Origin of the sequence: Streptomyces sp. NPDC021080, assembly GCF_044333225.1 — a bacterium.
Taxonomy (GTDB): Bacteria; Actinomycetota; Actinomycetes; order Streptomycetales; family Streptomycetaceae; genus Streptomyces.
Genome location: NZ_JBIRQM010000011.1, coordinates 57,755 through 83,801, shown reverse-complemented (window position 1 = coordinate 83,801; position 26,047 = coordinate 57,755). Strand labels below are relative to the sequence as shown.

Here is a 26,047-nt window from a genome sequence, read left to right as displayed (position 1 = left end):
TTACTGCCGGGGACCAGGTGGACACCCCGTCTTGCGTAGGATTCAGGCCGTATGCCAGGCCACAGGGGAGGCGGATCACCGATGACGCAGACAGCTCACCGGGAGCGGAGCGCGGCAGCTCCGGAGGAGCGACTGCCCGGGGACGGTGAGCTCGTCGAAGTGCGAGGCCAGAGCTGGGTCGTCGCCCGCGTGGAGCCCGCTCCGCCCACCAGCGGTCGCGCCGCCACGCTCGTCCACCTCCAATCCGTCGCCGACGGCCGGTTCGGCGACACCCTCTCTGTCATATGGGAGGTCGAACCCGGCAGGCGCATCCTCGACCGCGGCTCCCTGCCCGACGCGTCGACCGGCCAGTACGACCCGCCGCCCCGCCTCGCCGCGTTCCTCGACGCTGTCCGCTGGTCGGCCGTCGCCTCCGCCGACGTCAAGACCCTCCAAGCGCCGTTCCGCTCCGGTGTCGCCGTCGAGCCCTACCAGCTCGAACCCGTCTCGCGAGCCGTCGGCGCCCCCCGCGTCAACCTCCTGCTCGCCGACGACGTGGGCCTCGGCAAGACCATCGAGGCCGGTCTCGTCGTCCAGGAGCTACTGCTGCGCGGCCGGGCCCGCCGCGTCATGGTGATCTGCCCGGCGGGCCTCACTTTGAAGTGGCGTGACGAGCTCGCTGAGAAGTTCGGCCTGGACTTCACCATCGTCGACGCCGAGCACTGCGCCCGGCTGCGCCGCACCCACGGCACCGCGGCCAACCCGTTCCGCGTCCACCCGCTCACCATCGTCTCCCTGCCGTGGCTGCGTGGCACCAAGGCGCAGCGCCTCCTCGACGAGGTCGTCCCGCCCCGCCAGGAGACGAACGACGACGGGACCGAGCGCCGCTTCTTCGACCTGCTCGTCCTCGACGAGGCCCACCATGTGGCGCCCGCCGCACCCAAGCAGGTGTACGCCGTCGATTCCCAGCAGACCAAGCTGATCCGGCGCCTCGTCCCGCACTTCGAGCACCGGCTCTTCCTCTCCGCCACCCCGCACAACGGCTACCCCGAGTCATACACCGCGCTGCTGGAGCTCATCGATAACCAGAAGTTCGCCCGCGGCGTGGACCCCGACGAGCAGGCCCGCAAGGAGACCGTCGTCCGCCGCCTGAAGTCCACCATTACCAACCCCGACGGTTCCCCCCGCTTCCGCACCCGCCGAGACCCCCGCGAACTTCCCGTGGAGTACACCGATACCGAGCGCGAGATCCACGGTGTGCTGAGCAGCTTCTCCGACCTGCGCCGCAAGCGGATGACCCCGAAGGCCCGCGGCGGCCGCCGCGCCGCTGACCTCGTCACCCTCCTGCTGAAGAAGCGGCTGTTCTCCTCCCCGGCCGCCTTCCTGCACACCGTGCAGGTCTACCTCTCCCACCTGGACGACACCCGGACCCGTTCCCGCTCGGCCGCCGCCGAAGTCCCAGAGTGGCTGGAGGACTTCCCCGACCTCGTCGCCGAACTCGACGACCTGGGCCTCGCGGAGGCCGAGGACGACGCCCTCACCCGTTCCACCAGCCTCACCCCGCAGGAGGACAGCGAGGAGCTCACCCTGCTCCAGCAGATGGAGCGCTGGGCGCTGACCCACGAGGCCGCCGCCGACTCCAAGGCCGACGTGCTCATCAGGGAACTGAAGGCAATCTGCCGCCCCGACGGCCAGTTCTGGACCAACGAACGCGTCATCATCTTCACCGAGTACCGCGACACCCAGAAGTGGCTGTTCAACCTGCTCCAGCAGGAGGAACTCACCGACGGCGGCCGCGTCGCCATCCTGCACGGTGGCCTCAACACCGACGACCGCGAGCAGATCCGCCTCGGCTTCCAGGCTCACCCCGCCAGCGACGAGGGCAAGGTCCGCATCCTGCTGGCCACCGACGCCGCCAGCGAGGGCATCGACCTCCAGAACCATTGCCACCGCCTGTTCAACTACGACATCCCCTTCAATCCCAACAAGCTCGAACAGCGCATCGGCCGCATCGACCGCTGGGGCCAGAAGAAGGACCCGGAGATCACCCACTTCATCGGCGCCGGCTGGGAGAAGGCCGCGGCCGGCTCCTACGAGGCCGACCTGGAATTCCTCTCCCGCATCGCCCGCAAGATCGCTCGCACCGAAGCCGACCTGGGCTCCGTCAACGCTGTCATCGCCGACGCCGTACAGCGCCGCATGACGGGCGACACCACCCCCGTCGACATCGACAACGCCAAGCCGAAGCAGATCGTCGGCCGCCGCACCGGCGGCACCGTGGCCTCCGAGCAGAACGTCACGGCCCAGGCCAAGCGCCTCGCAGAGCAGTACCAGGAGACCGTCGACACCCTCGGCCTCACCCCCGCCAACATCAAACGGGTCGTCGACACCGCGCTCGCCCTGGACCACCAGCAGCCCCTCACCCCGTACTACAGCGAGGACTTGGAAGGGCTGTGGACGGTCCCGCCGCTCTCCGGCACCTGGGAGCGCGCCACCCGGGGCCTCGCACACAAGCTCCGTCCCGCCGAGCAGCGCCCCGTCACCTTCCACCCGGGGGTTGCCGCCCTCGGCCGCGACGACGTGGTCCTCACCCACCTCAAGCACCCGCTCGTCGCCCTCTCCACCCGCCTGCTCACCGCCGCCGTGTGGAACGCCGACACCGTCGGCCTGCACCGCGTCACCGCCGTCGTCACCGACGATCCTGCCGTGGAGACCGCACTCGTCTCCGCCTACGCCCGGTACGTCCTCGTCGGTGCCGACGGCACCCGCCTGCACGAGGAGATCCTGTACGCGGGCGGCTGGTTCGGCGACACCGGCCGCTTCCGCCGCTGGGAGTCCGTACGCACCCAGGGAGCCGTCCTCGCCCGCGCCCTCACCGACGGAGCCGAGGCAGCCCCCGACCTGCGGCACGCCTTCACCGAGGCCTGGCCCCGGCTGGAGAAGCCCCTCTACGATTCCCTCGCCGCCCGCGCCCGGGAACGCGGCGCCTCCCTCGAATCGGCGCTGGCCGCCCGCCGCGCCGAGGAGGAGAACCGCATCCAGGCCACCCTGGCCCGCTTCGAGGCCACCCTGCGCGCCAAGCTCAAGGAAGAGGGCGACGACGCCAACGAGCAGATCGCCCTCTTCGGCACTCGCGAGGTGACCACTGCCGAGCAGCGCCAGTACCGCGAGGACCGAGAGCGCTGGCAGGCCCGTATCGAGGGGCTCGCAGCCGAGCGGGAGCGTGAACTCGCCGCGATCGCCGCGCGCTACCGCGAGCCGCGTTCCCACCTTTTCCCCGTCGCCGTCGTCCTCGTGATCCCAGCAAAGGAAGCCAGCCGATGAGCCGCCCTGCCGCCTTCTCCTCCCGCGGTACTTCCCGCGGAGTTGCCGCCGCCAAGGCCAAGGCCCTCGACGGCCGGGGCCAGCACCAGGAATGGCTGGACCTCACCGAGGTCTCCGGTCCCTTCCTGACGATGCCCGTCCTGCTTCAGGCATGGCCCCAGCTCGACGCCCTCGACAAGGACCAGCGCACCCGGCTGCGCGCCCGCCACGCCGACTGGCAGGCCGACACCACCGCCGGCCGCGATGAGTGGACCGCCTACATCCTGCGCTCCCTGCTGGAGTGGGGGGACGCCCTCACCCTGCGCCAGGGGCAGGACGACGACCTCGCCTTGGACCCCCTCACCCTCGACGTTCCGGAGCACGGCGCCCGCGTCCGCGCCGACTTCGCCCTCACCGAGCCCGGCACGGACCTCGCCGCCGAACCGGACACCGAGTCCGCCGCCAAGCGCGTACGCCTGCTCGGCAGCACCGTCCCCAGCGGCACCGCACCCACCGCCCGGCCCAACTGGGGCGACGACTGGGCCGCCAGCCCCGCCGACCGCCTCGCCCGGTTGCTGCGCCACCACGACGTACCCCTCGGCCTGGTCACCGACGGCCGCTGGTGGTGCCTGGTCTGGGCACCTGTCGGCGGCGTCACGACCACCGCTGTCTTCGACGCCATCGACTGGAACGCGGCCGCCGAACGCAACATCGTCCGCGCATTCGTCTCCCTGCTCCGCCGTCGCCGGTTCTTCGAGTACGACGAGTCCGAGACCCTCGTCGGGCTGCTCAAGAAGAGCCTCGACGCGGGCGACGAGGTCACCGAAGCACTTGGCATCCAGGTGCGGCAGGCGGTTGAGCTGTTGGTGGACGCCATCGGCCGTGCCGACGCCCGCGCCATGGAACACGGCGCCCCCGGCTTGCGCGCGAGTGGCGTCGAGGCGAGCGAGGTCTACCGGGGCGCGGTCGCGGTGATGATGCGCGTCGTCTTCCTCCTCTTCGCGGAGGAGCGCGGCCTGCTGCCGGCCGACAACGAGGTCTACGCCCGGTCGTACTCGGCCCGCTTCCTGCGCGCGGAGCTGAAGTCCCGCGCCGACGCGGAGGGCGAGGCCTCGCTGGAGCACACGACCGCCGCCTGGCACCGCCTGATCGCGTTGTTCCACGCCGTGCACGGCGGCGTCAGCCACCCGGAGCTCGAACTCCCCGCGTACGACGGCTCGATCTTCGACCCTGACAAGTACCCCTGGCTGGAGCAGAGCTCCCCGCTCCTGCCGATCGACGACCGCACCGTGCTGCACATGCTCCAGTCCGTGCAGGAGGTCCGCGTCGGCACGGGCCGCCAGAAGGAGACCCGCACGCTCAGCTTCCGCGCCCTCGGCGTGGAAGAGATCGGCTACGTGTACGAGGGCCTGCTCTCGTTCGACGGCCAGCGCGCCGTCGAGACGACGGTGGGCCTCATCGGCCCGGACGGCGTGGAACACGAGGTGCCGCTGCGGGACCTGGAATCCCTGGCGGCCTCGTCGAGGGACGTGAAGACCCTCGCGAAGAAGATCTACGAGACATGGAAGGACCCCAAGCCGCCGGCTAGCGCGGCGAGGCTGGAGAAGCTGCTGGCCCCGTCGAAGGACGAGGCCACCATCCTGGAGACCCGCCGCCTGCTGAATCACGCCTGCCGTGATGCCGCCCTGACCGAGCGCCTGCTGCCGTTCTTCGGCATCCTCCGCCGGGACCTGCGAGGCCTGCCGGTGGTGATCCCAGCGGGCACCCTGTTCGTGACCGAGTCCTCGCTGCGGAAAAACACCGGCACCCACTACACCCCGCGCCGCCTCGCCGAAGAGGTTGTCCTGCACGCGCTGGAGCCGCTGGTGTACGAGCCGGGGGCGCTTCAGACGGCGGACATGGGTGCGTGGGTGCCGAAGACTGCCGAGCAGATTCTTGAGCTGAAGGTCGCTGACGTCGCGATGGGGTCTGCGGCGTTCCTGGTGGCCGCTTGCCGATACTTGGCGGATCGGCTGATCGAGGCGTGGGAGCGGGAAGGCCGCGAGGAGGCTGTCAAGTACCGCGCGGGGCGCGCTGTTGACGCGGTCACGGCGGCGGACGCGGAGTCCGACCCAGTTGTGATTGAGGCCCGGCGCCAGGTGATTGAGCACTGCCTATATGGAGTGGACATCAACCCCATGGCAGTGGAGATGGCCAAGCTGTCGCTATGGCTGGTCTCCATGGACCCAACACGCCCGTTCACGTTCCTGGACGACCGGCTGGTGGCGGGGGACTCGCTGTTGGGAGTCACCTCACTGGACCAGCTAAAGGCTGTCCACCTGGACGTCGCGAAAGGCGATTTGCTCGGTGCGGAGGCGGACACAGAGAGTCTCGTTGCCGAGGTCGTTGCTGAGCGCCATGTCATTACGGAGATAAAGGGTGATGGTATTGAGGCCTTGGGCCAGAAGCGCGAACACCTGCAGGCGGTAAGGCAGAAGATGGCTCGGTTGAGGTTGGTGGGCGACCTGATTGCGGGAGCGGCGCTCGCCACGTGTGCGTCGGGACGCGTGCCCTGGTACGAGGAGGAGGGCGGCGAGCGGGTCCGTGACCTGTTCCCGTCGGCGGCGCGGGCGGCGCGGGAGATCGCGCGCAACTTCGTGGCGGATGACTCGATCTCGGTGGCGGAGGCCAGAGAACAGGCGCGGACGTGGCTGGCGAGCGAACTGCCAGAAGGGAGCTTGGAGCGGATGCCGATGCATTGGCCTCTCGAGTTTCCGGAAGTTTTTGTGGAGCGAGGTGGGTTTGATGCGATTGTGGGGAATCCGCCATTCTTGGGAGGGCAGAAACTCACGGGTGCAATGGGAGAAGCGTACCGCGAGTACATGGTGGATTACCTTGCCAGTAGTAAGCGGGGAAGCGCGGACTTGGTGGCATATTTTGAATTGCGTGCGCACTGTCTCCTGAATGGGAATGGGCAGACAGGTCTGATTGCCACGAACACGCTGGCGCAGGGTGATACGCGCGAAGTCGGATTGGATCAGCTTGAAGCGGCAGGAGTAGTCATCCGGCGGGCCATTAAAAGTTCTCCGTGGCCTTCGCGTTCAGCTGTTTTGGAATATTGCGCGGTATGGACGAGTAAGGGAGGTGTCGGTAAGGATGCGCGGCATGTCCTGGATGAAGTCGCCGTGCCGAACGGAATCTCAACATCACTGAACCCGGGAACGCGAGAGCTGTCATGGGTGGCCGCACTTGATGCCAATAGCGGTACGTCATTTATTGGCTCTTATGTGTTGGGCATGGGATTCACATTGACGGAGGCGCAGGCGCGCAGCTGGATTGCTGAGGATGCGCGAAACGGTGAAATCTTGTTCCCTTATTTGAATGGCGAAGATATTAATCGGCATCCTGGGCACGGGACGGAAAGATGGATCATCGACTTCCATGATTGGCCGCTGGAGCGTGCGGAGCAATACGAGAGGGCGATGGCTAAAGTAGTTCGTGATGTGAAGCCTGAAAGGGCTAAAAGTAACGACAAGAGTCGGCGTGAGATTTGGTGGCGGTTCACTCGACCTGCTCCCGACATGCGGGCTGCCATTGCGTCCATGGAACAGTGTATCGTCATAACGCGAGTGAGTAAGGTAGTCATGCCGGTCATAGTGCCCACTCGCCAAGTCTTTAGCGAGCAGGTTGTCGTCTTCGCCTCTTGCGATCCTGCCTTGCTCGCTATCCTCAGTAGCGCTTCTCACTATTGGTGGGCTATCGATCACTCTTCGACATTGGAAACCCGCATCCGCTACACCCCTACTGACGTCTTCGAAACACTAGTACGCCCCTCCTTTACGGATCGTCTCTGTGCTGCCGGTGCCCGCCTCGACGAGCGCCGCCGCGCACTCATGCTGTGCCGCAACACTGGCCTTACCGCCACTTACAACCTCGTCCACGACCCCGCTTGCCAGGACGACGACATCATCGAACTCCGCCGCATCCATGAAGAGATTGACAAGGCCACCGTCGAGGCCTACGGCTGGCGCGACCTACTGGACGAAACCGGCCAGGCCTCACCCGCCGACCCTGCCCACGAGAAATTCCCGCTCGACCACGGCTTCCACGAGACAGATCAGGGCACCCGCTACACCATCGGTCTACTCGCCCGAACCGAGATCATCGATCGGCTCCGCCAGCTGAACCACCAGAAATACGCCGATGAGGTCTTTCTCGGCCTGCACAAGAAGCCGAAGAAGTACCCCGACATGCCGCCCCCCTCCGCAGAAGCCCGCCGAAAGAAAGCGCAGCAAAAGCCCACCGCTGCCGGTTTCGATGACGGCGGGCTGTTCGCGCCCGATGATGCTCTTTTCTGAACAACTGGCGCCTGTGCGCGGTGTCTGCCAACGGTCGAACCACATCGATTCGTCCTAACGCAGATACCGCGTGCTCGATGCGCTGCACTGTGGGGGCCGTGGATATCAGCATGACTGCACCATCAGTATCACCGGGGAGAGAGGCGCTGGGGATGGGACGGAAGTGAACCAAGGAGGTCGGCTGGCTCTGACTTGCCGCCGTCTCAGATCGAAGTGACGCGCGCGTAGGTGGTGAACGCCGTCCACTGGGCGACAGAGAAGCTGAGTATCGGACCCGACTGGTCCTTCGAGTCACGGACGTGGACGGTGCCGAGTGCGACGGCTGCTTCGACGCAGTTCCCGCCCCCTGAGCCGCTGTAGCTACTCTTGTGCCACTTCAGCCCGACCGGTTCGCGTGCGTCCAGCTCTGCCGTCATGCTTCTCCCGCCAAACGCTCGATGAGACGCGCAGACTCTGTGACGTTCAGGGCCTGCGAGCGCAGCTTGCCATACCGAAGGCCGAAGGCGCTCACCTTTGCCCGCTCACTGACCACCACGCCAACCTCTTGTGACTCGACGTAGCCGTAGTGACGGTGCTCCAGAGTTTCGAGGTAGACGAACGCACCGTTGAGTGTTGAGCAGAAGCCCTGGTTCGCGGGCATGACCTGGATCTCTACGTTCGGCATGACCCCAGCTTGGAGAAGCTGGTCCAGCTGCGGCCGCATGACCTCACTGCTACCGACATGATTGGTGAGCGCGGTTTCACCAATGATGAAGGAGAGCTCAGCCGTCGGAGTGCGCGTCAGCAGCTTCTGCCGATTCAGGCGGGCCTCGGCGTGCTGATCGATTGTCTCGGCGCGCAGCTGCGGACAATGACGAGAGAACAGGGCTCGCGCGTATGCCTCGGTCTGCAACAACCCAGGAATCAGGAGCGGTTCACACTCGAACCGGCTGACCGCCTCCGTCTCGATGAGGGCGAAGTCCTGAAAAAGGACGGCAACTTGGCCAAGTCCACTTGCTCTTGCAACACCCTCAGCGCCCCACCGGCCGCCAACACCCCCTCCGCCACCTCCGTGAACTCCGCCTTCGCCGGCCGTCGCCCCTGCTCGATGGAGGCCACCTGCTCGTACGAGTGGCCGACAGCTGCGGCGAGTTCCATCTGCGTCAGTTTGGCCCGCCCGCGAAAGAGCTTGACCAGCTTCCCGTAGTCGACCCAGATAGCCGGGCGGTCGTCGTCCCGTTCGCGGCGTCTTGTACGGCTGTTGTTCGCCATGTGCGTCACGTCCCCACACTTCGCCGTGCCTTCGCGGGCCAACGCGGCTCCCCGCCACCGGTCACGGGTCGTGACCCGTACCAATCCGTACCCGACTCGTACAACGCTGCCGGGCACGACCGTCCGCCCTGGTCAGCGTACGTGCGTGACGGGACGGTTACGGTGTGAAGCCAGGAATTCATGCCTCAGCGTGTACACTTCAACCCCAGCTCCCGGCCCTGTCGTTGCGCATGCAGCTCAGTTCCACCCGGCGAGGAGCCCGGCTCGCCCGGCTGCTCGTCGTGCAGCAGCTCGACGACTGGGGGATCCCCCGCGACAGCCGTACGGCGTCCACCATGGCGGCCACCGCAGCCGAGTTCGCCGCCAACGCCGTCACCCACGGCCGCACGCCCGGACGGGACTTCGCGCTACGTCTGACGCTGACGCCGGAGTCGGTGCGCATCGAGGTCACAGACACCCGGCCGGACAGGCTCCCGCCGGCACCCGGAAAACTGCCTGAACTGCCGGGACCGGAGGCAAAGTCGGGCCGTGGGCTACTCCTCGTGGAAGCCCTCGCCGACCGCTGGGGCGCGGAGCCGCAGAGCCCCTACATCAAGATGGCGTGGGCCGAAGTCGATCGGACGCCCAGCCACCGCTGCCGGCTTCGATGTGACCTTCCCGGCAAGAGGAACTGCCCGCCGTGACCGCGTCGTTGGGCAACACGCCGCGTATTCTCTACGGTGGTAGCCCGGGGTTCCGCAGAAGCGAGGCTGTCCTGGTCCACGAAAGGGGGGTCTGATCTGCGGGAATGTGTGGCGGCATAGCGACGGGGCGTGTCGCTAGGCACTAACATAACTGCAGGTCAGTGGCCCTGGATCCGCCAAGTCCACTACTGGGGCGTTGTGTTGCAAGGCACTACGCTACCGGCCCGGGGCGCACCACGCGGCCTGCCTTTGCAAGCATTCACTGAAGTAAGATGCTTGCATGTCAGGGCAATTTTCCTCGTTGTCCCCGGCAAAAGTGAGGCGCTGGACCGATGCCGGCAACGCGCTGACCTGCGCGTGTCCCTAGTCCTAGTGACACGCCTCCATCTAGATCAACATTGCATTCGTGCAGGTCGGCGGGAATTTGCGTGGACTAGGGCGCCTACACTTCTGCGGAACTCAGGTAGTCCTCGGCTTTCCTGCCCTCTGTGCGACGCATGCCGGATATCGTTCAGGCATGACGTATGGGGGGACCGAGGGAACCGACGTGTCGTTTGGCGCGGGCGTGGCGCCCTGGACGCTGGCACCGTCTGTGACAGGGGATACCACGCATGATGCGGTGATCGTGGTGCCGGGGATCATGGGCAGCGCTCTGCGTGACACCACGACCGGGCGGTTGGTGTGGGGGCTGCGTGATCTTCGGTGGGTGGGCGCGGCCTGGTGCCACGAGGACGGGATGCAGCCACTGCACCTGGACGATGACGAACGATCCGGCCGGTACGGCCGGATCGAGGCCACCGAGTTGCTTCGCGCTCCGATCTGGGCGCCGTTCCTGAAGGGCATCGAGCCCTATGACGATCTTCTCGACGCCGTCCGTGAGGTGGCCCATCCCAAGGCCGTACTTGAGTTTCCGTACGACTGGCGGCTCCCTGTCGCCGTCAACGGAGCGCGGCTGGCAGAAGCCGCTCACGATCACCTGGCCCAGTGGCGCGCCAGTGAGGAGCACGCTCGGGCACGTCGCTCGCATCCGGACGAGCGCGAGGCCCGACTGGTGTTCGTCGCCCACTCGATGGGCGGCCTGGTCACCCGGGCCGCCTTCGCCTACGGCGCCTCCCAGGGCAGCGATCTGGCCTCCGAGACCAGGGCCGTGGTCACCCTCGGCACGCCGTTCCTCGGCTCGGCCACGGCGGCGGTCATCCTCAATGGCGACCGCTCCGGCCGACTGCCCGCCCGGCTGCGGCGCCGGATGCAGGCCCTGTCCGCGACACTGCCCGGCGTACACGACCTGCTCCCGGATTACCGCTGTGTCGATGCGGGTCTCGACGTCCACCGCCTCACCCCGGCCGACGTCGCAGCCCTGGGGGGAGACGCCGAACTCGCCCGCGAGGCCCAGGAATTCCAGCAGCGCATGCGGGAGAAGGGGCCTGAGCTGCCGGGCCACCGCGCTGTCGTCGGGGTCGCGCAGCCGACCGTACAGAGTCTGCGCCTCGACGGCGGTGTGGTGCACGAGCAGTACATTTCATTCGAGCGCAACGGCGATGGCGAGCTGGCACGTGACCGCAACGGTGTTCCTCGCCGTCGAGACCGTGCCGGTGACGGCACGGTCTACCGGGACGCCGCTTCTTTCGCTCCGCCCACGGGGGTGACCCCACTCCCGCTGCAACATGGTGCATTGGCCAAGGAGAGTGTCGCCATCGCCTATGTCAGGGCGGTGCTCACCGAGCATGACCAAGACCTCGGCCCCGCCCTGGGCGAGGGCGACATCGGTCTGGACGTCCCGGACTGCGTGGAGGCGGGCCGGCCCTGGCTGCTGCGTCTGCGGCCCGGGCCCGGTTTCGTCCTGGACACGTACGCCGGGATCACCTGCACCGTCCATGACGCCGAGACCGGCCAGCGGGTTGCTACCGGTCGGCTCGGCTGGCACGACGGTGGCATCGGCGCCTGGATCACACTTCCCGTACCGGGCCTCTATCGGATCAGGACCAGTACCGGCGGCAACGCGCCCGTCACTCAGCTCGTCCTGGTGCTCGACCCCGACGACGACTGAAGCGCAGCGCGTCATGACCATATCTGACAGCACCGACGGAAGACCTCTGCAGTTCTTCCCCATCGACATCGGCGTCTACCTCCACCACCCCGAGCTGGAGACGGATCCCGAGATCAAAGGCATCGAGGCGTTACTGAAGCCGTTCGGTGCCCAGACCGAACCCTGGCCGGTCTCCCCGGAGAACCGCGGGATCGCAGCTGTCACCGCCCGCCTGACGACATGGTCCGTTCCCCAGGACATCGGCGACACCGTTCTCTACTGGGTCGGTCACGGCGCCAGCGACGGGGGGCCCACAGCGCTACTGGCTCATGCCCACAGCCCCAGGCCGGTGACGCCCGACGGCATAGACCCCCCCACTCTGCTGCGGCACATCAAGGCCAGGCAGGGCAGGAACGGTGCTGGCTGGGCCATCGTCATCATCGATGCCTGCACCTCCGGGCGCTTCGTCGAACTGCTGACCAGCGAGGCCTATCGGGACGGGGATGTCCACAACTTCCTGCTGGTGGCGACGTCCAAGGACGGAAGTACCACACTCGGTGCGTTCCGTAGAGCTCTTGCCCTCGTCCTCACGGTGACCTTCCCGGCGCAGGTAACCATCGACCTGTGCGACCTCGCCAGGGAACTGAACCGCAACCTGCACGGCTGTCCCGTCCTGTCCAAGACGGATACGGGGCGCGCCTTGCTGTGGCGCACGTCGACCACCTTCGCGGCCCATACTCAGGCACCACTGGATGTGGTGGCCGAGATCGATGCCGTCATCGCGTCCCTGACCGTCGACGAACGGCGTCACTTCGTGCCCAAGGCCAGCGGCGCCGAACTCGGCGAGCAGCACTGGTATTTCAAAGGCCGCGTGGAGGAGCGTCGTGAAATTCTCTCCTGGCTCGACCATGCCACAGGGGGCATGCTCGTCGTCACCGGAGCGGCAGGATCGGGAAAGTCTGCCCTCCTCGGGCATGTCCTGGTGCACTCCCGGCGTGAACTCTCCGACGTTCTCATCCGCCGTCAGCACCTCGATCCCCTTCCCCTTGGCAGTCCCCGCCCCTACGAAGCGTTCGATCTGGTCCTGCATCTGACCGGCGCGACACCCAGGGAGGTCATGCTGCGGATCGCCGCGGCAGCCGGGCTCCCCGCCCCGCCCGAGGGGCCGATTGCCGAACAGTGCATGTGGCTGACCCAGCATTTCCGCGAGACGGACGAGGCCGAGGCGGAACGCGATTCTGAGGCCGATGGTTCCCCGTTCACCATCCTGGCGGATGCGCTCGACGAGGCCCACCTGCCCCTGACGATCGCCGAGCGGCTACTGAGCCCCCTGGCGGACCTCCCCGGCGTGCGGGTCGTCGTCGGCACCCGCGGCTCCACACTCGAAGGCCCCGACCTGCCCGAGCCAGCGGACCGAGACATCATGGACGCTCTGGGAGTCGACCGGGAGCGGAGCCGGACGGTCCTCCTCGTCGACCGTGACGAGGAGGCCATGACCCGCTACATCCAGCAACGCCTGGAGTTGGCGCGGATCCGGGGTGAACTGCAGGCGGAGCCCTCACAGATCGACTATCTGGCGAAAGCTCTTGGAGGCCTTGACCGGCAATTCCTCTATGCCCGCCTCGCGGTGCACGAGATCATCGCCAACCCGAGGCTTGCCGAAAACCCCGAACCGCTGCTCGAAGACGACCACCGTCGGCTCTTCGCGCGCGCCGTCGACCGGCTGGCCGAGCAGACCCCTGTCAACCACGCCTTGCTGGAGGCGCTCGCCCTGGCGCAGGGACACGGCCTGCCCCCGGCCGACGGTGTGTGGGCAGGCGTCGCCACAGCCCTCGCCAGCAACCCCGACCTGGAGGTCACCGACGCGGACATCGAGGAACTGACACGAACAGCGGCCCCCTACCTCATGCTCGACACGGAATTCGGGCAGAGCGTGTACCGACTGGCCCACCGGACCTTCGCCGAGCATTTCTCCTGGTCCGTTCCACTGCCCTCCTACGACCCGCGGCATTCCCGTATCACCGAGCACCTGGCGGGCATCCCGGACACACAGGCGGCGGACGGCCCACTTAATCCCTATCTCGCCGAATACCTGCCCGCTCACGCGGGCCTCGCAGGACCTGACGGGTGGCGGATACTCGCCGACCGCCCGCACCTGCTCGACTCGCTCAATCCCGCAGCGGTCACCACCAGCATCATGCTTAGGGCCCTCGGTCGGTTCGAGGTGCCTCCCGAGCTGGCGGGCTTCCTGTCGGCGAGTGAACACCTCAGCACGGCCGATCCCCGGGACCGGCGGGGGCTGCGAGAACTGGCCGGCATCCGTAGCACCGGGGAGTCCGTCGTGCCCCGCGGTGGTGGGATGTTCCACGATCCCCGCTCGGCATGGTCCGTCCGCTGGGGCCACCTCAAACGCCACGCGATCCATCTGCCCCTGACGGCACACACCGGCCGGGTACGGGCAGTGGCAGCCTTCGAGGGCTCCGGCGGGCGGGTGCAGTTGGCGACGGGTGGTGAGGACGGGGCGGTACGGATCTGGGATCCGGCAAAAGGGGAGGCGACAGGGGAGCCGCTGGTCGGTCACGATGGCGCTGTACACACGGTCGTGGCCTTCGAGGGCTCCGGCGGGCGGGTGCAGTTGGCGACGGGTGGTGAGGACAAGACGGTGCGGATCTGGGATCCGGTCAAGGGGGAGGCGACAGGAGAGCCGCTGGTCGGCCACAAGGGTTGGGTGTACTCGGTGGCGGCGTTCGACGGGCCCGATGGACAAGTGCTGTTGGCGTCGGGGGGGGAGGATGGGACGGTGCGCGTCTGGGACCCCGCGACCGGCGAGGAGTTGGCCAGAGGGGGCGAGATCGTGACCGTCCCGACCCGGGACCCGGACACCGGCAAGGAAGGTTCGGAGGACCTCGTCATCGGTCACACCGGCCCTGTGTACTCGGTGGTGGCGTTTGATGTGCTTGACGGGACCGAGTTATCAGAGGCGCTCGAGGGCCAGGTGCTGCTGGCGACCGGGGGCGAGGACGGGACGGTGCGGCTATGGGATCCAGCCACCTGCGAGGAGGTCTGGGACCCGCTTGTCGGCCATGACGATGACGACGCCGTCTATTCGCTAGCGGCGTTCGACGGGCCCGATGGACAAGTGCTGTTGGCGTCGGGGGGTGAGGACGAGTCGGTAAAGGTCTGGGACCCGGCCACTGGAGAGGTGACGGCAGAACTGACCGGACACACTAGCCCCGTGTTCGCCCTCGGGGCCTTCACTGGACCCGACGGCCTGCCTCTGCTTGCGGTCGGCAGTGGGGACCACAGCGTGCGGCTGTGGGATCCGGCCAACAGCCGCCAGACCGAGGGGAGTCTTACCGGTCACAAGGAATGGGTGCGGGCCGTCACGCCGGTCGCGTTGCCCGGTACGCGTGCACTGCTGGCCACCGGCAGCGACGACGGTACCTTGCGGATCTGGCCGTCATCCGGCGGAAGACCCGCAAACGCGCTGCTGCACGATGGCTTGGGGGCCATCTATGCGGTGACGGCCTTTGTCGGCGAAGAGGAGCAGACCCTGATTGCCGCCGTCGGCGAGGACTCGGTGACGCGCGTGTGGGACCCGGCCGACGGCGAGATGGCCGGAGAGTTGCAGACCGATCGTGATGGAGCCGACTACGCCGTTGCGGTAGTCACCACCCGTGAAGGGGACCTTCTTTTCGCCGCGGGCGGTGAGGACGGGGCTGTACGGCTGCAGGACTGGCGGACCGGTGCGATGGTCGGCGAGCTGGCTCATGTGGGCGCGGTCCGGGCGATGTCGCTGTTCACCGGGCTCGGTGGACAGACGCTCCTCGCCACAGCAGGCGAAGACGGGGTGGTGCGACTCTGGGATCCGCTGACCGAGGCGAGGGTGGGCGAATTGGAGACGGCTCACGCCGGAGGGGTGCGGTCGATGTCGGTGTTCACCGGGCTCGGTGGACAGACGCTCCTCGCCACGGCCGGAGAGGACGGGACGGTGGGGCTGAGGAACCTGATGAGTGGCCAGGACGTGGGTGAGCCGCTCCGTCATTGCGGCGGAGTGACTGCGGTGGCGGCATACCCCCTCTCCGACCGAGAAGCCATGCTCGTCACGGGTGGTGATGACGAAACCGTCCGGTTCTGGCACTGCGAGACGGGGATCGAGGCACTGAAGATCCCCCTGGGGCTTCACGTGTACGATGTCGCCTTCGTCGACAGAGACCTAGCCCTGGCTACAGCGGAAGGTCTGGTGCAGGTGAGCATCGAAGCGGCGTCCAACCTGGCCAACCAGTTCTGAGCCGTACTCGCCGCCATCCTGAACACCGTCACGCGGCCGTTACGCCAGGGCGGGACTATCGCGACAAGGCCGGTCGCGCCTCCGCCTGCCCCAGTGAACTCGTCGCGTACGCACCGTCGAACGGCGACGGAGGCATGACCGGAGACTGCCCGTCAACCCTGATGGCCGTCGAGCCCCCAGTCGAACCGCCAGCGTTCGAACGACGCGTGTTCCCGCCGGAAGTTGTCGAGCATGTCCCAGAGTTCGAGTTCCGGGCCCGCCGCGGGCCTGAAGTCCTCCCAGCTCACGACCTCTTCCGTCGTCAGCTCGCCCGTGGCGTATTGCCTGACGACCGAGGTCGCCTGTGGCGACGGGTGGAGCAGGTTCAGGGTCGTCTGGAGTCTCTCCGCCGCCCTGCGGGCCGGAGCCCGGAACCGCCCTCCGGGCCCCGACGCCCCGTCACCGTCCTTCGGGTCTTCCTCATCTTCGTCCCCGTACCCGTAACCGAACACCACGTGATCGGGCGCGACCAGCGAGGCATGGCTGTACGCCGAACCATTCGCGTCTTCTGCGCCCGCGGCGTCATAGCTGACCCTCATGATCTCCGTGAGGTCGGCCAGCGCCCTCCAGAGGTTCTCGATGTCGGCCGGGTACCGGAACAGCGAGCCCGTGAAGTACAGGTGGGCCTCGTGGCAGTCCCGCAGAGTGAGGGCGTGCAAGAGTTCATCGGCTGTCATCCGCTCCTGGGCGCACAAGGTGCGCAGGGCGGCTTCGGCGCCCGGGCGGTCCCGCACTGGGTATACCAGGGCGGCCACCGGGTCCTCGTGTTCGGCGCAGTACGTTTCGCGGCCGTAGCCGTCGAAGTCGTCGCACACATAGCAGAGTTTGTCCCTGTTGCCGCCCCGGACGGTCCACACCGAGCCGCTGCTCTCGTCGGCCGGCCGTGTCCACCCCTGCCGTTCCAGCCACGCGATGACGCCCCGCCCCGGGACCGCCATGAACTGCTTCGCCTGATCCTCGTCTCCACCCAAGCCCGGCACAACTTCCTCCACTCGATCGTGTGTCGAGATGCACTCTCAATGCCGCCTCGACACACGGGAGTTGAGCCCGCGGGAGCGATGCGACACGCACCAGGGTGGACTCTTGTGTGAACTAAGTCAAACGATTCAAGGTGTGTGGCGGGTGAGGCGAGTGCTGGGGGGTCGGCGTCGCCTGTTCGGCCGGGAAACGGCGACGTCAGTTCGCGGTGACGATGAGTTCGTCGAGCATCTGTTCCAGAGGCTGTTGTCATCGAATAAGCTCTTGATCGAGGCATCCTCATTGTGCTGGGGGTCCACGTCCGACCGCGACAGGCGGTACCTGGCATCTGCGCTGAGCTGAGTCAGGAACGCTCGTTGAGCTCGGCCGTTGCCCTCACGGAACGGGTGAAGAGCATTCAAGTCGCCCGTACAGGTCTGCCAGTCGAATGGCGAAGTCCTGCCGGGGGGATCTTGTGGCCGTCGGGAGGGGCCGAGCCGGTCGAACACCTCGTGTGCGTAAGGTGCCAGATTCTCGACGGGGCCGGTGGCCGAGGCGACGGCCGCTCGCCGTGCTGCTCTGGTGGCGTCCTCTCCCGGACTCGTCATGAACTTTCTCGCCTGATCCTCGATGGTGACCGACATGGCTTCCTCCGGCCCTTGTACTGTTCGAGTCGTCCCGATCAACACCGCGCGTACGCACGGGGGTTGTAGGGATTCGCGCGCCTGGCTGCCGGGAAGCGCACCGGCCGAGCCGACGCCGCGGCGATCCGCGCGCAACCCATGACCGATGACACCAGCGGGGGAGAAGAGATGTCCCGGTTCCGCAACTTACGCAGAGCCTGGTTCGACGAGATCGCGGAAGAGCTCGCATGGCTCCTGGAGGATCTGTCGCCCGCCGTGGCGGACGCTGTCCCGAAAGACCTGGGGCCGCGAGATCTCCTCTCCGCGACCGTGCTCGCTCGCGTGGCGCAGGCGGACGCGGAGTGCCAGGAGATCGCCTTCGTCGCCGGTGACCTGGTGCGCCTGGCGGGAGAGCAGGGGGTGCGCGCGCCCGAGCGGGTGGAAGAGGTCGAGGAGCTGTGGACCGCCCTGCGTGAGCCGACCGTGCCGCTCCTGCGCTCGTGGTGGCGGGAGCCGCTCGGCGAGGGGCTTCTCGCGCACTGGGCGGAGATCCGGGCCGAGGAGGTGGGCTGGACGCGCGTCCATCAGGATCTGCGGGAGCGCTGGTCGCTGGACAGCGACGGCATCTGGCGGCGCGGTCTGATGCCCGCCGAGGCGCCGGGCGGCGACTGGCGCGGCTTCTTCGACCATCTGGAGGCCGTCACCTCGGGTCAGGAAGCGGCGTACGCGCGGATGCTCGTCACCCGGTGGCCGTCGCTGGCCGAGGAGATCGAGGCGTTCGCCTCCGAGAAGGCCGACGAACTCGCTGCCGTACCCCATCTCGACCTGGTCCACCGGGAGCGGGCACTCGCGGACGCGTTGACCGTGGTCGCCGCAGGGAACCTGGAGCAAGGCGGCGGTGAACTCCCTGCCGACCTGCGTGCCGTCCTGCGGTCCATCCGGGACACCGGAAAGTTGTACCTAGCATGGCTCGACGGGGAGTTCACCCAACGGCTGACTCCGCTGGAGCGGGCGTACCTCGCCTTCGGTGCGGCGGATGCGGCGCGCTGCGAGGCGTATCTGCGGCAGTATGCGGAGATCTGGTGCGCCCCGGGGTCCGGGACCCTGCCGACCCCAGTCTTCACCGAGGAGGACTACGCCCCGCTGAAGCCGGCCGAGCGCCCCCGGGCCGTCGCGCCGGAGTGGATGGCGATGGTGGCCAAGGTGTACTCGGAGGACGCTCAGTTCGGCTGGACCGGCACGGTCGGGTCCCAGCCCTGGTGGCTTTATGTCGCCGAAAGTGGGCTCGAGTCGGCCGCCGCCATGAGGTTCAAGCACGACGGGCAGGTCCGGATCGGGCACCGGACGCTCGACGATCCGCACGACATGCTCGTCGGCCTCCCGCCGGACGACCCCCACGCCCGGAACCTGATCATGCGGTTCCGATACGACGTCGAGGACCCGCACGAGATGTGCGAGCTGCTGGTGCTGGCGCGGGCCGGGAGGGTCCGGCTCGGGTTCCTGGTACGGGACACGGGCGGCGGGTTCCGGGTGCTGCGGGTCGTCAGCGTGCCCATGCCCCCGGCTCTGCGCGAGGCCATGCGCGGCAAGGCGCTGCGGGCGCTGGACGCGATGACGGGGGCCGACCCGCGTAAGCTCGCGGTCCTCATCACGCCGGAGGCGGGCGGGCGTGCGGCCGGGGAGCGGGGGGAGTCGCCGGCCGAGGGCGTGGACGACGCATGGGGAGACGCCGTCGACGGTGGGCTGTTCCCCAGGGGGGACACCCTGTTCTGAGGGGGCCTTTCCCTGAATCAGTTGTGAACTGAGTCAATAAACGTCATGCTTCATCTCGGTGTCGCTCCGCACTGCGCGCGGTAGCCTCACCCAGTTGGCTCAGTCATGCCAGAAAGGGCCCGATCACCATGCCGTCCCAGCCCCCCGCCGCACCCGGCGTGCCGCATCCGCTGAACGAGGTGCCGCAGACCTTCCGCCCCGGCGACTCGTACGACGTACGCGACGGGCTGGTGACGTACATCCGGAGGGACCTCCTCGGCCCCTGGGACGGGGAGACCGAGGAACTGCCGCACCGGTCGGCGGGGCCGCGCGACCGGTACCTCGTGGGCATGCTCGGCCCCCGCCCGGACGGCGGTGACAACGCCCGTCAGATGGCCCGCAGCGCCGCGCAGACCGGCGACGACGAACCCGGCAGCGACGACGGGCAGGGCGCCGAGGGCGGCGAACTGCCTGAGCGCCTCACACCGCAGGCCGCCGGCCGTATCTGGGCCTCCTCCATGGGACTGTCCTTCGTGGTTCCGGCGTCGATCGGCACGCTCAGCGTCACTGCCGGCTGGGGGCGGTACTCCCTGACCGACAGGCTCATCGACACCAGCCCGAATCCGGTGCGCGTGTGGGGCCGCGAGCCCGTGAAGCACCATCCCATCGACATCGAGGTCACCCGGGTCGGCGACCAGCGCCGCGTCCTGGAGGGGGACGACACCCACGGCATCCACCTCGACGTGCAGGTCCGTGAACGCCCGGCCGGGGCGGCGGGCGAGGACCTGCGTATCGTGGAGGTCGCCCTCGTCAACAGACTCCCCGAGAGCACCGCCGACCGCAGGGACACCCAATGGCTGTTCCAGACCGGCCTTGAGGTCACCGCGTTCCCTGATGACCGGGCGGCCGTCTTCCTGCCCATCGACGACCCGCTGGACCCCAGGTCCGCCGGGGCCTCAGAGGAGCCGGAGGAGCGGCGGCTGCGGCTGCTCTACCGTGACAGCCTTCGCTACGCCGTCGGCCGCAACGTCGCCGTCACCGCCGCCGTACGCCACGATGAGCGGCGGGCCCACCGGCTGGTCACCACCTGGCTGCCCGAGTACGACGTGCGGGCCACCACCGCTCCCAAGGTCTCCGAACAGCCGCTGCTGGCCGGACTGGAACTCGGCATGGACGAACTGGCCGCCCTCGCCGTGCCAGGCCGCCGCGCGGAACTGAGCGCCGCCCTGGCCCCGCTCGCCGACGGCTACAGCACCTGGCTCCAGACACAGCGCGAGAAGGCGGCAACCCTCCCCGAAGATCTGCGCAAAGCCGCCGAGGCAGCCATCGACCAGGCCGAGGAGGTGTGTCACCGCATCGCCTTCGGCATCGACGTCCTGTCCACCGATGACGACGCGCTCGAAGCGTTCCGGTTCGCCAACCGGGCCATGGCCCTCCAGCGGCGCAACACTGCCATCGCTGCTCGGCGCGCCGGACACGAGGACGATCCCGCCTCCTACCAGCGAGCCCACCAGGAAGTGGACGAGAAGGGCAAGGAAGCGGCCGCCTGGCGGCCCTTCCAGCTCGCCTTCGTCCTTCTCAACCTCGCCTCGCTGAGCGCGCCAGGCCACCCGCACCGCGGCACCGGGCGCGAAGCTCTTGTCGACCTGCTGTTCTTCCCCACCGGTGGCGGCAAGACCGAGGCCTATCTGGGCCTCGCCGCGTACACGTTCGCCCTGCGCAGGCTCCAGGGCATCGTGGGCAGCGCAGCCGAGGCCCGCGACGGCAGCGCGGGAGTCGCCGTCCTCATGCGCTACACCCTGCGACTGCTGACGGCCCAGCAGTTCCAGCGGGCCGCCGCTCTGGTCAGCGCCTGCGAAGTGCTGCGCCGCGAGGAGTACGCGCGCGACCGGCGCTGGGGCACCACCCCGTTCCGTATCGGACTCTGGGTGGGAACCTCGGTATCGCCCAACTGGTTCGGCGAGGCCCAGGAGCAGATCGCGGGGGCCCGGGAGAGCGCCAGCGACAAGCACGCGCGGGTCATCCAGGTACTCAGCTGTCCCTGGTGCGGGCAGGGCCTGACCGCCCACTCCAACATGGACTACGACCCCGACCGGCGCCGCGTGCTGCTGTACTGCCCGCGCGGCGAGGGCGAGGACCGCTGCCCCTTCTCCCGGCTCGGCTCACCCGGCGAGGGCATCCCCGTGCTCACCGTCGACGAGGAGATCTACCGTCTCGCACCCGCCATGGTCATCGCCACCGTCGACAAGTTCGCCCAGCTGCCGTGGAACGGTTACGCCGGGCTGCTGTTCGGCCGGGTCACCGAGTGGTGCCCGCGCCACGGCTACCGCCACGACGACCTCGACGAGCGCACCGGCTGCCGCAGTCGCCACACCCGCAAGGGGACGCTGGACGCGGTGACCGCCCAGCCCGTCACCCGGCTGCGGCCCCCGGACTTGATCATCCAGGACGAGCTGCACCTGATCTCCGGCGCGCTCGGCACCACCGTCGGACTCTTCGAAGCCGCCATCGACCAGCTGTGCAGCTGGTCGTACACCGACGGCGGCGGCGTACGACACGAGGTCGGCCCGAAGATCGTCGCGTCCACGGCGACCACCAAGCGCGCCGCCGAGCAGGTGCGCGGCGTCTTCGCCCGTAAGGTCGCCGTCTTCCCACCGCAGGTCCTCGATGTCGGCGACACCTTCTTCTCCCGGCAGGTGGAGCTCGCCCGGGACAACCCCGGCCGCCGCTACCTCGGCGTGTGCGCGCACGGCACCCGGCTGAAGGCCGCCGAGATCCGGGTCGCCGAGATCCTGCTTCTCGCCGGACAGGAGCAGTTCGACACCTACGGGGTCGCCGCCGACCCGTACATGACGCTCGTCGGCTACTTCAACGCCACCCGCGAACTCGCCGGCATGCGCCGCTACCTCGACGACGACATCGCCACCCGCGTCCGCGCCAACGGCGGCCGCAAGGGGCACGACACGATCGCGGACCGCATCCCCACCAAATCCGGGATGCTCACCATCCAGGAACTGACCTCCCGCATCTCCTCGGCGGACATCAGCGCCACCCTCAAGCGGCTGGAGTCCCCTTTCGACCCGGAACGGGACACTTCGAAGCGCCGCAAGGCCTTTGCCGCCGAGTACGTGGCGGCCCGACGGGACAAGCGCGAGCCGCGGGCCCGTATGACGCCCGTGCAGGAGCGGGCGGTGGACGTCGTACTGGCCACCTCCATGCTCCAGGTTGGCGTCGACGTCTCCCGGTTCGGCCTGATGCTCGTCGTAGGCCAGCCCAAGAACACCGCCGAGTACATCCAGGCGTCCTCCCGAGTCGGCCGGGACGCGCGCCGCCCCGGACTTGTCGTCACCCTCTACAACTGGTCCCGCCCGCGAGACCTGGCGCACTTCGAGGACTTCGCGCACTACCACGCGACCTTCTACCGCCAGGTCGAAGCCCTGTCGGTCACGCCGTTCACGCGCCGCGCGCTCGACCGGGGCACGGCACCCACGTACATCGCGGCGCTGCGCCAGGCCGCGTACGAGCACTCCCGCAACACCGATGCCCAGCACGTGGACCTCTACGGTGAACTCGCCCAGCAGGTCGAACAACGGCTGCTGGAACGAGCGGACCGCGTCGGCGGGCAGCGCGCCCAGGACTATCTGACCGAACGTATTGAGGCCCTGAAGGACCGCTGGGAGGAACGGCGCGAAAGCGGCGGCGTCCTGGGCTACCGCAAGGAGAAGAAGAAGGACACCCTGGTCACCGGGCTTCTTCACCGGGCCGACGGCTCACGCTGGGACGAACTCACCGTGCCCATGTCCATGCGGGAGACCGAGAACGAACTCAACCTGCTGCTGCCGGGCGGCGGCAACTTCGTGGACCAGCCCACCAACGGTGGTCCCGCCTGGCACTTCGGGGCCGCCGGCGGCAAGGACCCCGAGGGCACGGGCGGCGACGGCGGCGCACAGGTCGACGCCGACGAGTACGGGGACGCCGCCGAGGCGGCAGGAAAGGGACGCCGATGAGCGGCAACTACTACCGGCGGGTGGGCGCGGCACGCCCCAGCCACCTCATGTACACGGCCGGGGTGGGTGCGCTCGTCGACCTGCCCAACTTCTCCGTCCTCGTCAAGGGACTCGAATCCTGGAGCCACACAGGGCTACTCCCGGACGACTACCTCATCGAGGAACCCCGGCTGCGCACCGCCGTCAACCGGGCCCTCCAGCTCTACGGACGGGCCCAGATCAGCGAGCTGCGCTCCGCCCCCTGGATGGAGGGCGCGGACGGCGCCCCCAAGGACTGGGCAGCGCAGGGCATCGGTGTCCCCGTCACGCCCTTCCCGCAGTGGCTGCGCTGCACCGCGTGCAACCTGCTCGCCCCCATCGACGCGGACGCCTTCACCTTCCTCAACAACAACCCGCGCACCCCGCACGAGGCGAAGTTCGCCCACAGCGACTGCAAGTTCGGCAGGCCGCTCGCCGTAACCGCACGCTTCACCCTGGTCTGCACGAACGGACACCTCGACGAGTTCCCATACGCGATGTTCGTGCACCGCGGCAACGTGTGCGCGAAGAGCCCCCGACCGCTGATGCGGATGAAGGACCACGGGGGCAACCAGGCGGCCAACGTCACCCTCGAATGCGTCGCCTGCGGGGAGAAGCGCAACATCCGCGACGCGATGGGGGAGCGGGGCCGCGCCGAGCTGCCCGCCTGCCGCGGCCGCCACCCGCACTTGTCCGCCTTCGAGAGTGACGGCTGCGACCGCGAGGCCACCCTGATGGTGGCGGGCGCCTCCAACCAGTGGTTCCCGATGACGCTCAGCGCGCTCGCCCTGCCACCGAGCAGGAACCAGGACCTGACCGAACTCGTCGAGGAACGCTGGGTGGAACTGCAGAACGTCACCTCCCGTCCCGTCTACGACGCCCTGTCCGCCATGCCGCAGTTCACCTACCTCAAGGAGTACGCCCCGGACGCGCTGATCGCCGCCGTCGAGGCCCGCAGGCAGGGCGCCACCGGACAGCAGAATCAGGCCACCGAGGTGACGGCCGACCTGCTCAGTCCCGAATGGGACGTCCTCGCCGCGCCGCACGTACCCGACCCCACCGACGACTTCGCGATGGAGAGCGTCACCGTCCCCACGACCCTTGACGGACTGTTCGCGGACGTCCGCCAGGTGCAGCGGCTTCGGGAGGCCCGCGCGCTGGTCGGCTTCACCCGCCTTGATGCCCCCGACCCCGAATCCGACGAGATCGCCACCCTCGTACGGCTCTCCCGCACCTCGCAGAACTGGGTGCCGGCCAGCGAGGTCCGCGGTGAGGGCATCTTCCTGCGGGTGCGCGAGGACCTGATGGCCGAGTGGGAGGACCGGATGCAGAAGTCGCCGCAGATGGCGGCGCACCGGGAAGCCTTCGGCCGGTTCCGCAGCAACCGGAAGTCGGACCGCATCACGGGCCCCTTCGACCCCATGCGCGGCTGGCCCGGCGAACGCTACATAGCTCTGCACACCCTGTCCCACCTGCTGATCCGCACCATCGCCCTCGAATGCGGCTACAGCTCGGCGAGCCTCGGCGAACGTATCTACGCCGGAGACGAGGAGAACACCCGTACCGGCATCCTCATCTACACCGCCGTCCCCGACTCCGAGGGCACCCTGGGCGGCCTCGTCTCGCTCACCGAGGACACCCACTTCGAACGGATCGTGCGCAGGGCCCTGGAGGACGCGGCCCGCTGCTCCTCCGACCCGCTGTGCGCCGAACGGCTGCCAAAGGACCCCGCGGACTACCTGCACGGCGCGGCCTGCCACGTCTGTCTCTTCGTCTCCGAGACGACCTGCGAACGCGGCAACCGCTTCCTGGACCGCCGTTTCCTCGTCCCACTCGGCGACGACACCGACCAGGTGCTGACACCGGTGAACCTGCGGCCGTGAGCCGCCGGGACTTCGAGGCGGCGGCAGAGCAGGCCGTCGTCCTGCTCGGGCCATCCCGGGCCAAGGATCTGGCGGGGGTGTTCGCTCGCGGCCGGGGCCTGGAGCATGCACTGATCCTGGTCCAGGCCCCGGCCGTCGGCGATGCGATCCGGGCGCTGTACGAGGCAGCCCAGAGCAATCACGTCCCGTCGGCCGAGGCCGCCGCCTACCTTCGCGGGTTCGTGGCGGGGTGGTCCCGGCGCAGGGACGAAGCCGAGGTGCGCACGGTGTGGAGCGGACCGGCCACACCGGGCGTGCCGGTCCGTGCGACCGCACGCGTGCTTACCGAAGTCGTCGGCGGGGCCCGCTCCGAACTCCTGGCCATGACCTACGCGGCCCGCCGCTACCCTCCGCTGATATCCGCCCTGCGTGAAGCCGTCGCGCGCGGCGTCGACGTGCATGTCGTTGTCGAGACCCAGGAAGGCGCGGCCGGACTGCTCGGCGGACCCGAGCCGGCCGCGGCATTCGCCTCGGTGCCCGGCCTGAGACTCTGGCACTGGGCCCCCGAGGCACGCGAGCACGAGCATGCCCGGCAGCACGCCAAACTGGCCGTCGCTGATCGCCGCATTCTGCTGGTGGGCAGCGCCAACCTCACGGAATCCGGGGTACGCAGGAATCTGGAAGCGGGAGTACTTGTTACCGGCGGCACCGCTCCCCAGAGGGCAGCCGAACACATCCGGGAATTGCAGCGTCGGGGAATTCTGACCCCACTGCCTTGAGCCGACCACCTTCCGCTGCGCAGTGGTTCCTTCGACGCGGATGACCCGGGTCGGTGCCGACGGGTGGGACTCTCCGTCCACTTGTTGGTCAGCCGGAGCTTGACCTGCGGGTGCCGAAAATCCTATCCATGGCCTGTGAC

The 26,047-nt window shown here is 68.3% G+C and carries 13 protein-coding genes; 9 read left to right on the top strand and 4 right to left on the bottom strand.

Translation table 11 applies throughout. The features are described 5' to 3' along the window. The first annotated feature begins 81 nt into the window (after positions 1–81). Both drmD and ACH4S8_RS26490 read left to right on the top strand, forming a co-directional pair. Positions 82–3,303: a DISARM system SNF2-like helicase DrmD gene (drmD, locus tag ACH4S8_RS26495; protein ID WP_398398200.1), complete on the top strand. Its 3,222-nt coding sequence runs from the start codon at positions 82–84 to the stop codon at positions 3,301–3,303. Then, positions 3,300–7,619: an Eco57I restriction-modification methylase domain-containing protein gene (locus tag ACH4S8_RS26490; RefSeq protein ID WP_398398197.1), complete on the top strand. Its 4,320-nt coding sequence runs from the start codon at positions 3,300–3,302 to the stop codon at positions 7,617–7,619. Before drmD ends, ACH4S8_RS26490 begins: the two co-directional genes overlap by 4 nt. A gap of 203 nt (positions 7,620–7,822) precedes the next feature. Here ACH4S8_RS26490 and ACH4S8_RS26485 read toward each other — a convergent pair whose 3' ends face one another. The 3 genes from ACH4S8_RS26485 to ACH4S8_RS26475 are packed head-to-tail and all read right to left on the bottom strand — an operon-like array spanning position 7,823 to position 8,870. Beyond that, entirely contained in the window at positions 7,823–8,035 is a 213-nt protein-coding gene (locus ACH4S8_RS26485; RefSeq protein WP_398398195.1) for a DUF397 domain-containing protein, read from the bottom strand. Further along, positions 8,032–8,526, bottom strand: a complete 495-nt coding sequence (locus ACH4S8_RS26480) for a DUF5753 domain-containing protein (RefSeq protein WP_398398622.1) — start codon at positions 8,524–8,526, stop codon at positions 8,032–8,034. Before ACH4S8_RS26480 ends, ACH4S8_RS26485 begins: the two co-directional genes overlap by 4 nt. Further along, on the bottom strand, positions 8,523–8,870 hold the full coding sequence (locus ACH4S8_RS26475) for a helix-turn-helix domain-containing protein (RefSeq protein WP_398398192.1): 348 nt from the start codon (positions 8,868–8,870) through the stop codon (positions 8,523–8,525). The genes ACH4S8_RS26480 and ACH4S8_RS26475 overlap by 4 nt, the downstream gene beginning before the upstream one ends. A 230-nt stretch (positions 8,871–9,100) precedes the next feature. Here ACH4S8_RS26475 and ACH4S8_RS26470 point away from each other — a divergent pair, with 230 nt between their 5' ends. The 3 genes from ACH4S8_RS26470 to ACH4S8_RS26460 all read left to right on the top strand — a co-directional run bounded on the left by ACH4S8_RS26470 (position 9,101) and on the right by ACH4S8_RS26460 (position 15,870). Further along, a complete protein-coding gene (locus ACH4S8_RS26470) occupies positions 9,101–9,553 on the top strand; it encodes an ATP-binding protein (RefSeq protein ID WP_398398190.1) in 453 nt (150 codons plus the stop codon). Between the two features lie 640 nt (positions 9,554–10,193). Beyond that, positions 10,194–11,600: an esterase/lipase family protein gene (locus tag ACH4S8_RS26465; protein WP_398398188.1), complete on the top strand. Its 1,407-nt coding sequence runs from the start codon at positions 10,194–10,196 to the stop codon at positions 11,598–11,600. Between the two features lie 13 nt (positions 11,601–11,613). Next, the gene (locus ACH4S8_RS26460) at positions 11,614–15,870 is read left to right on the top strand and encodes a hypothetical protein (RefSeq protein ID WP_398398185.1); all 4,257 of its coding nucleotides are present in this window, start codon (positions 11,614–11,616) and stop codon (positions 15,868–15,870) included. Positions 15,871–16,022: 152 nt separating this feature from the next. On the opposite strand, the gene ACH4S8_RS26455 is transcribed toward ACH4S8_RS26460, so the two are convergent. Beyond that, positions 16,023–16,880: a hypothetical protein gene (locus ACH4S8_RS26455; RefSeq protein ID WP_398398183.1), complete on the bottom strand. Its 858-nt coding sequence runs from the start codon at positions 16,878–16,880 to the stop codon at positions 16,023–16,025. A gap of 798 nt (positions 16,881–17,678) precedes the next feature. Here ACH4S8_RS26455 and ACH4S8_RS26450 point away from each other — a divergent pair. The 4 genes from ACH4S8_RS26450 to drmC all read left to right on the top strand — a co-directional run bounded on the left by ACH4S8_RS26450 (position 17,679) and on the right by drmC (position 25,907). Further along, the gene (locus ACH4S8_RS26450) at positions 17,679–19,262 is read left to right on the top strand and encodes a hypothetical protein (RefSeq protein WP_398398181.1); all 1,584 of its coding nucleotides are present in this window, start codon (positions 17,679–17,681) and stop codon (positions 19,260–19,262) included. A 128-nt stretch (positions 19,263–19,390) separates the two neighbouring features. Beyond that, entirely contained in the window at positions 19,391–23,248 is a 3,858-nt protein-coding gene (gene drmA, locus ACH4S8_RS26445) for a DISARM system helicase DrmA (RefSeq protein WP_398398178.1), read from the top strand. Continuing rightward, positions 23,245–25,149 (top strand): DrmB family protein, encoded by a 1,905-nt coding sequence (gene drmB / locus ACH4S8_RS26440; protein WP_398398176.1) that lies wholly within the window; start codon positions 23,245–23,247, stop codon positions 25,147–25,149. The genes drmA and drmB overlap by 4 nt, the downstream gene beginning before the upstream one ends. After that, positions 25,146–25,907 (top strand): DISARM system phospholipase D-like protein DrmC, encoded by a 762-nt coding sequence (gene drmC / locus ACH4S8_RS26435; RefSeq protein WP_398398173.1) that lies wholly within the window; start codon positions 25,146–25,148, stop codon positions 25,905–25,907. The genes drmB and drmC overlap by 4 nt, the downstream gene beginning before the upstream one ends. The last annotated feature ends 140 nt before the right edge of the window (positions 25,908–26,047 follow it).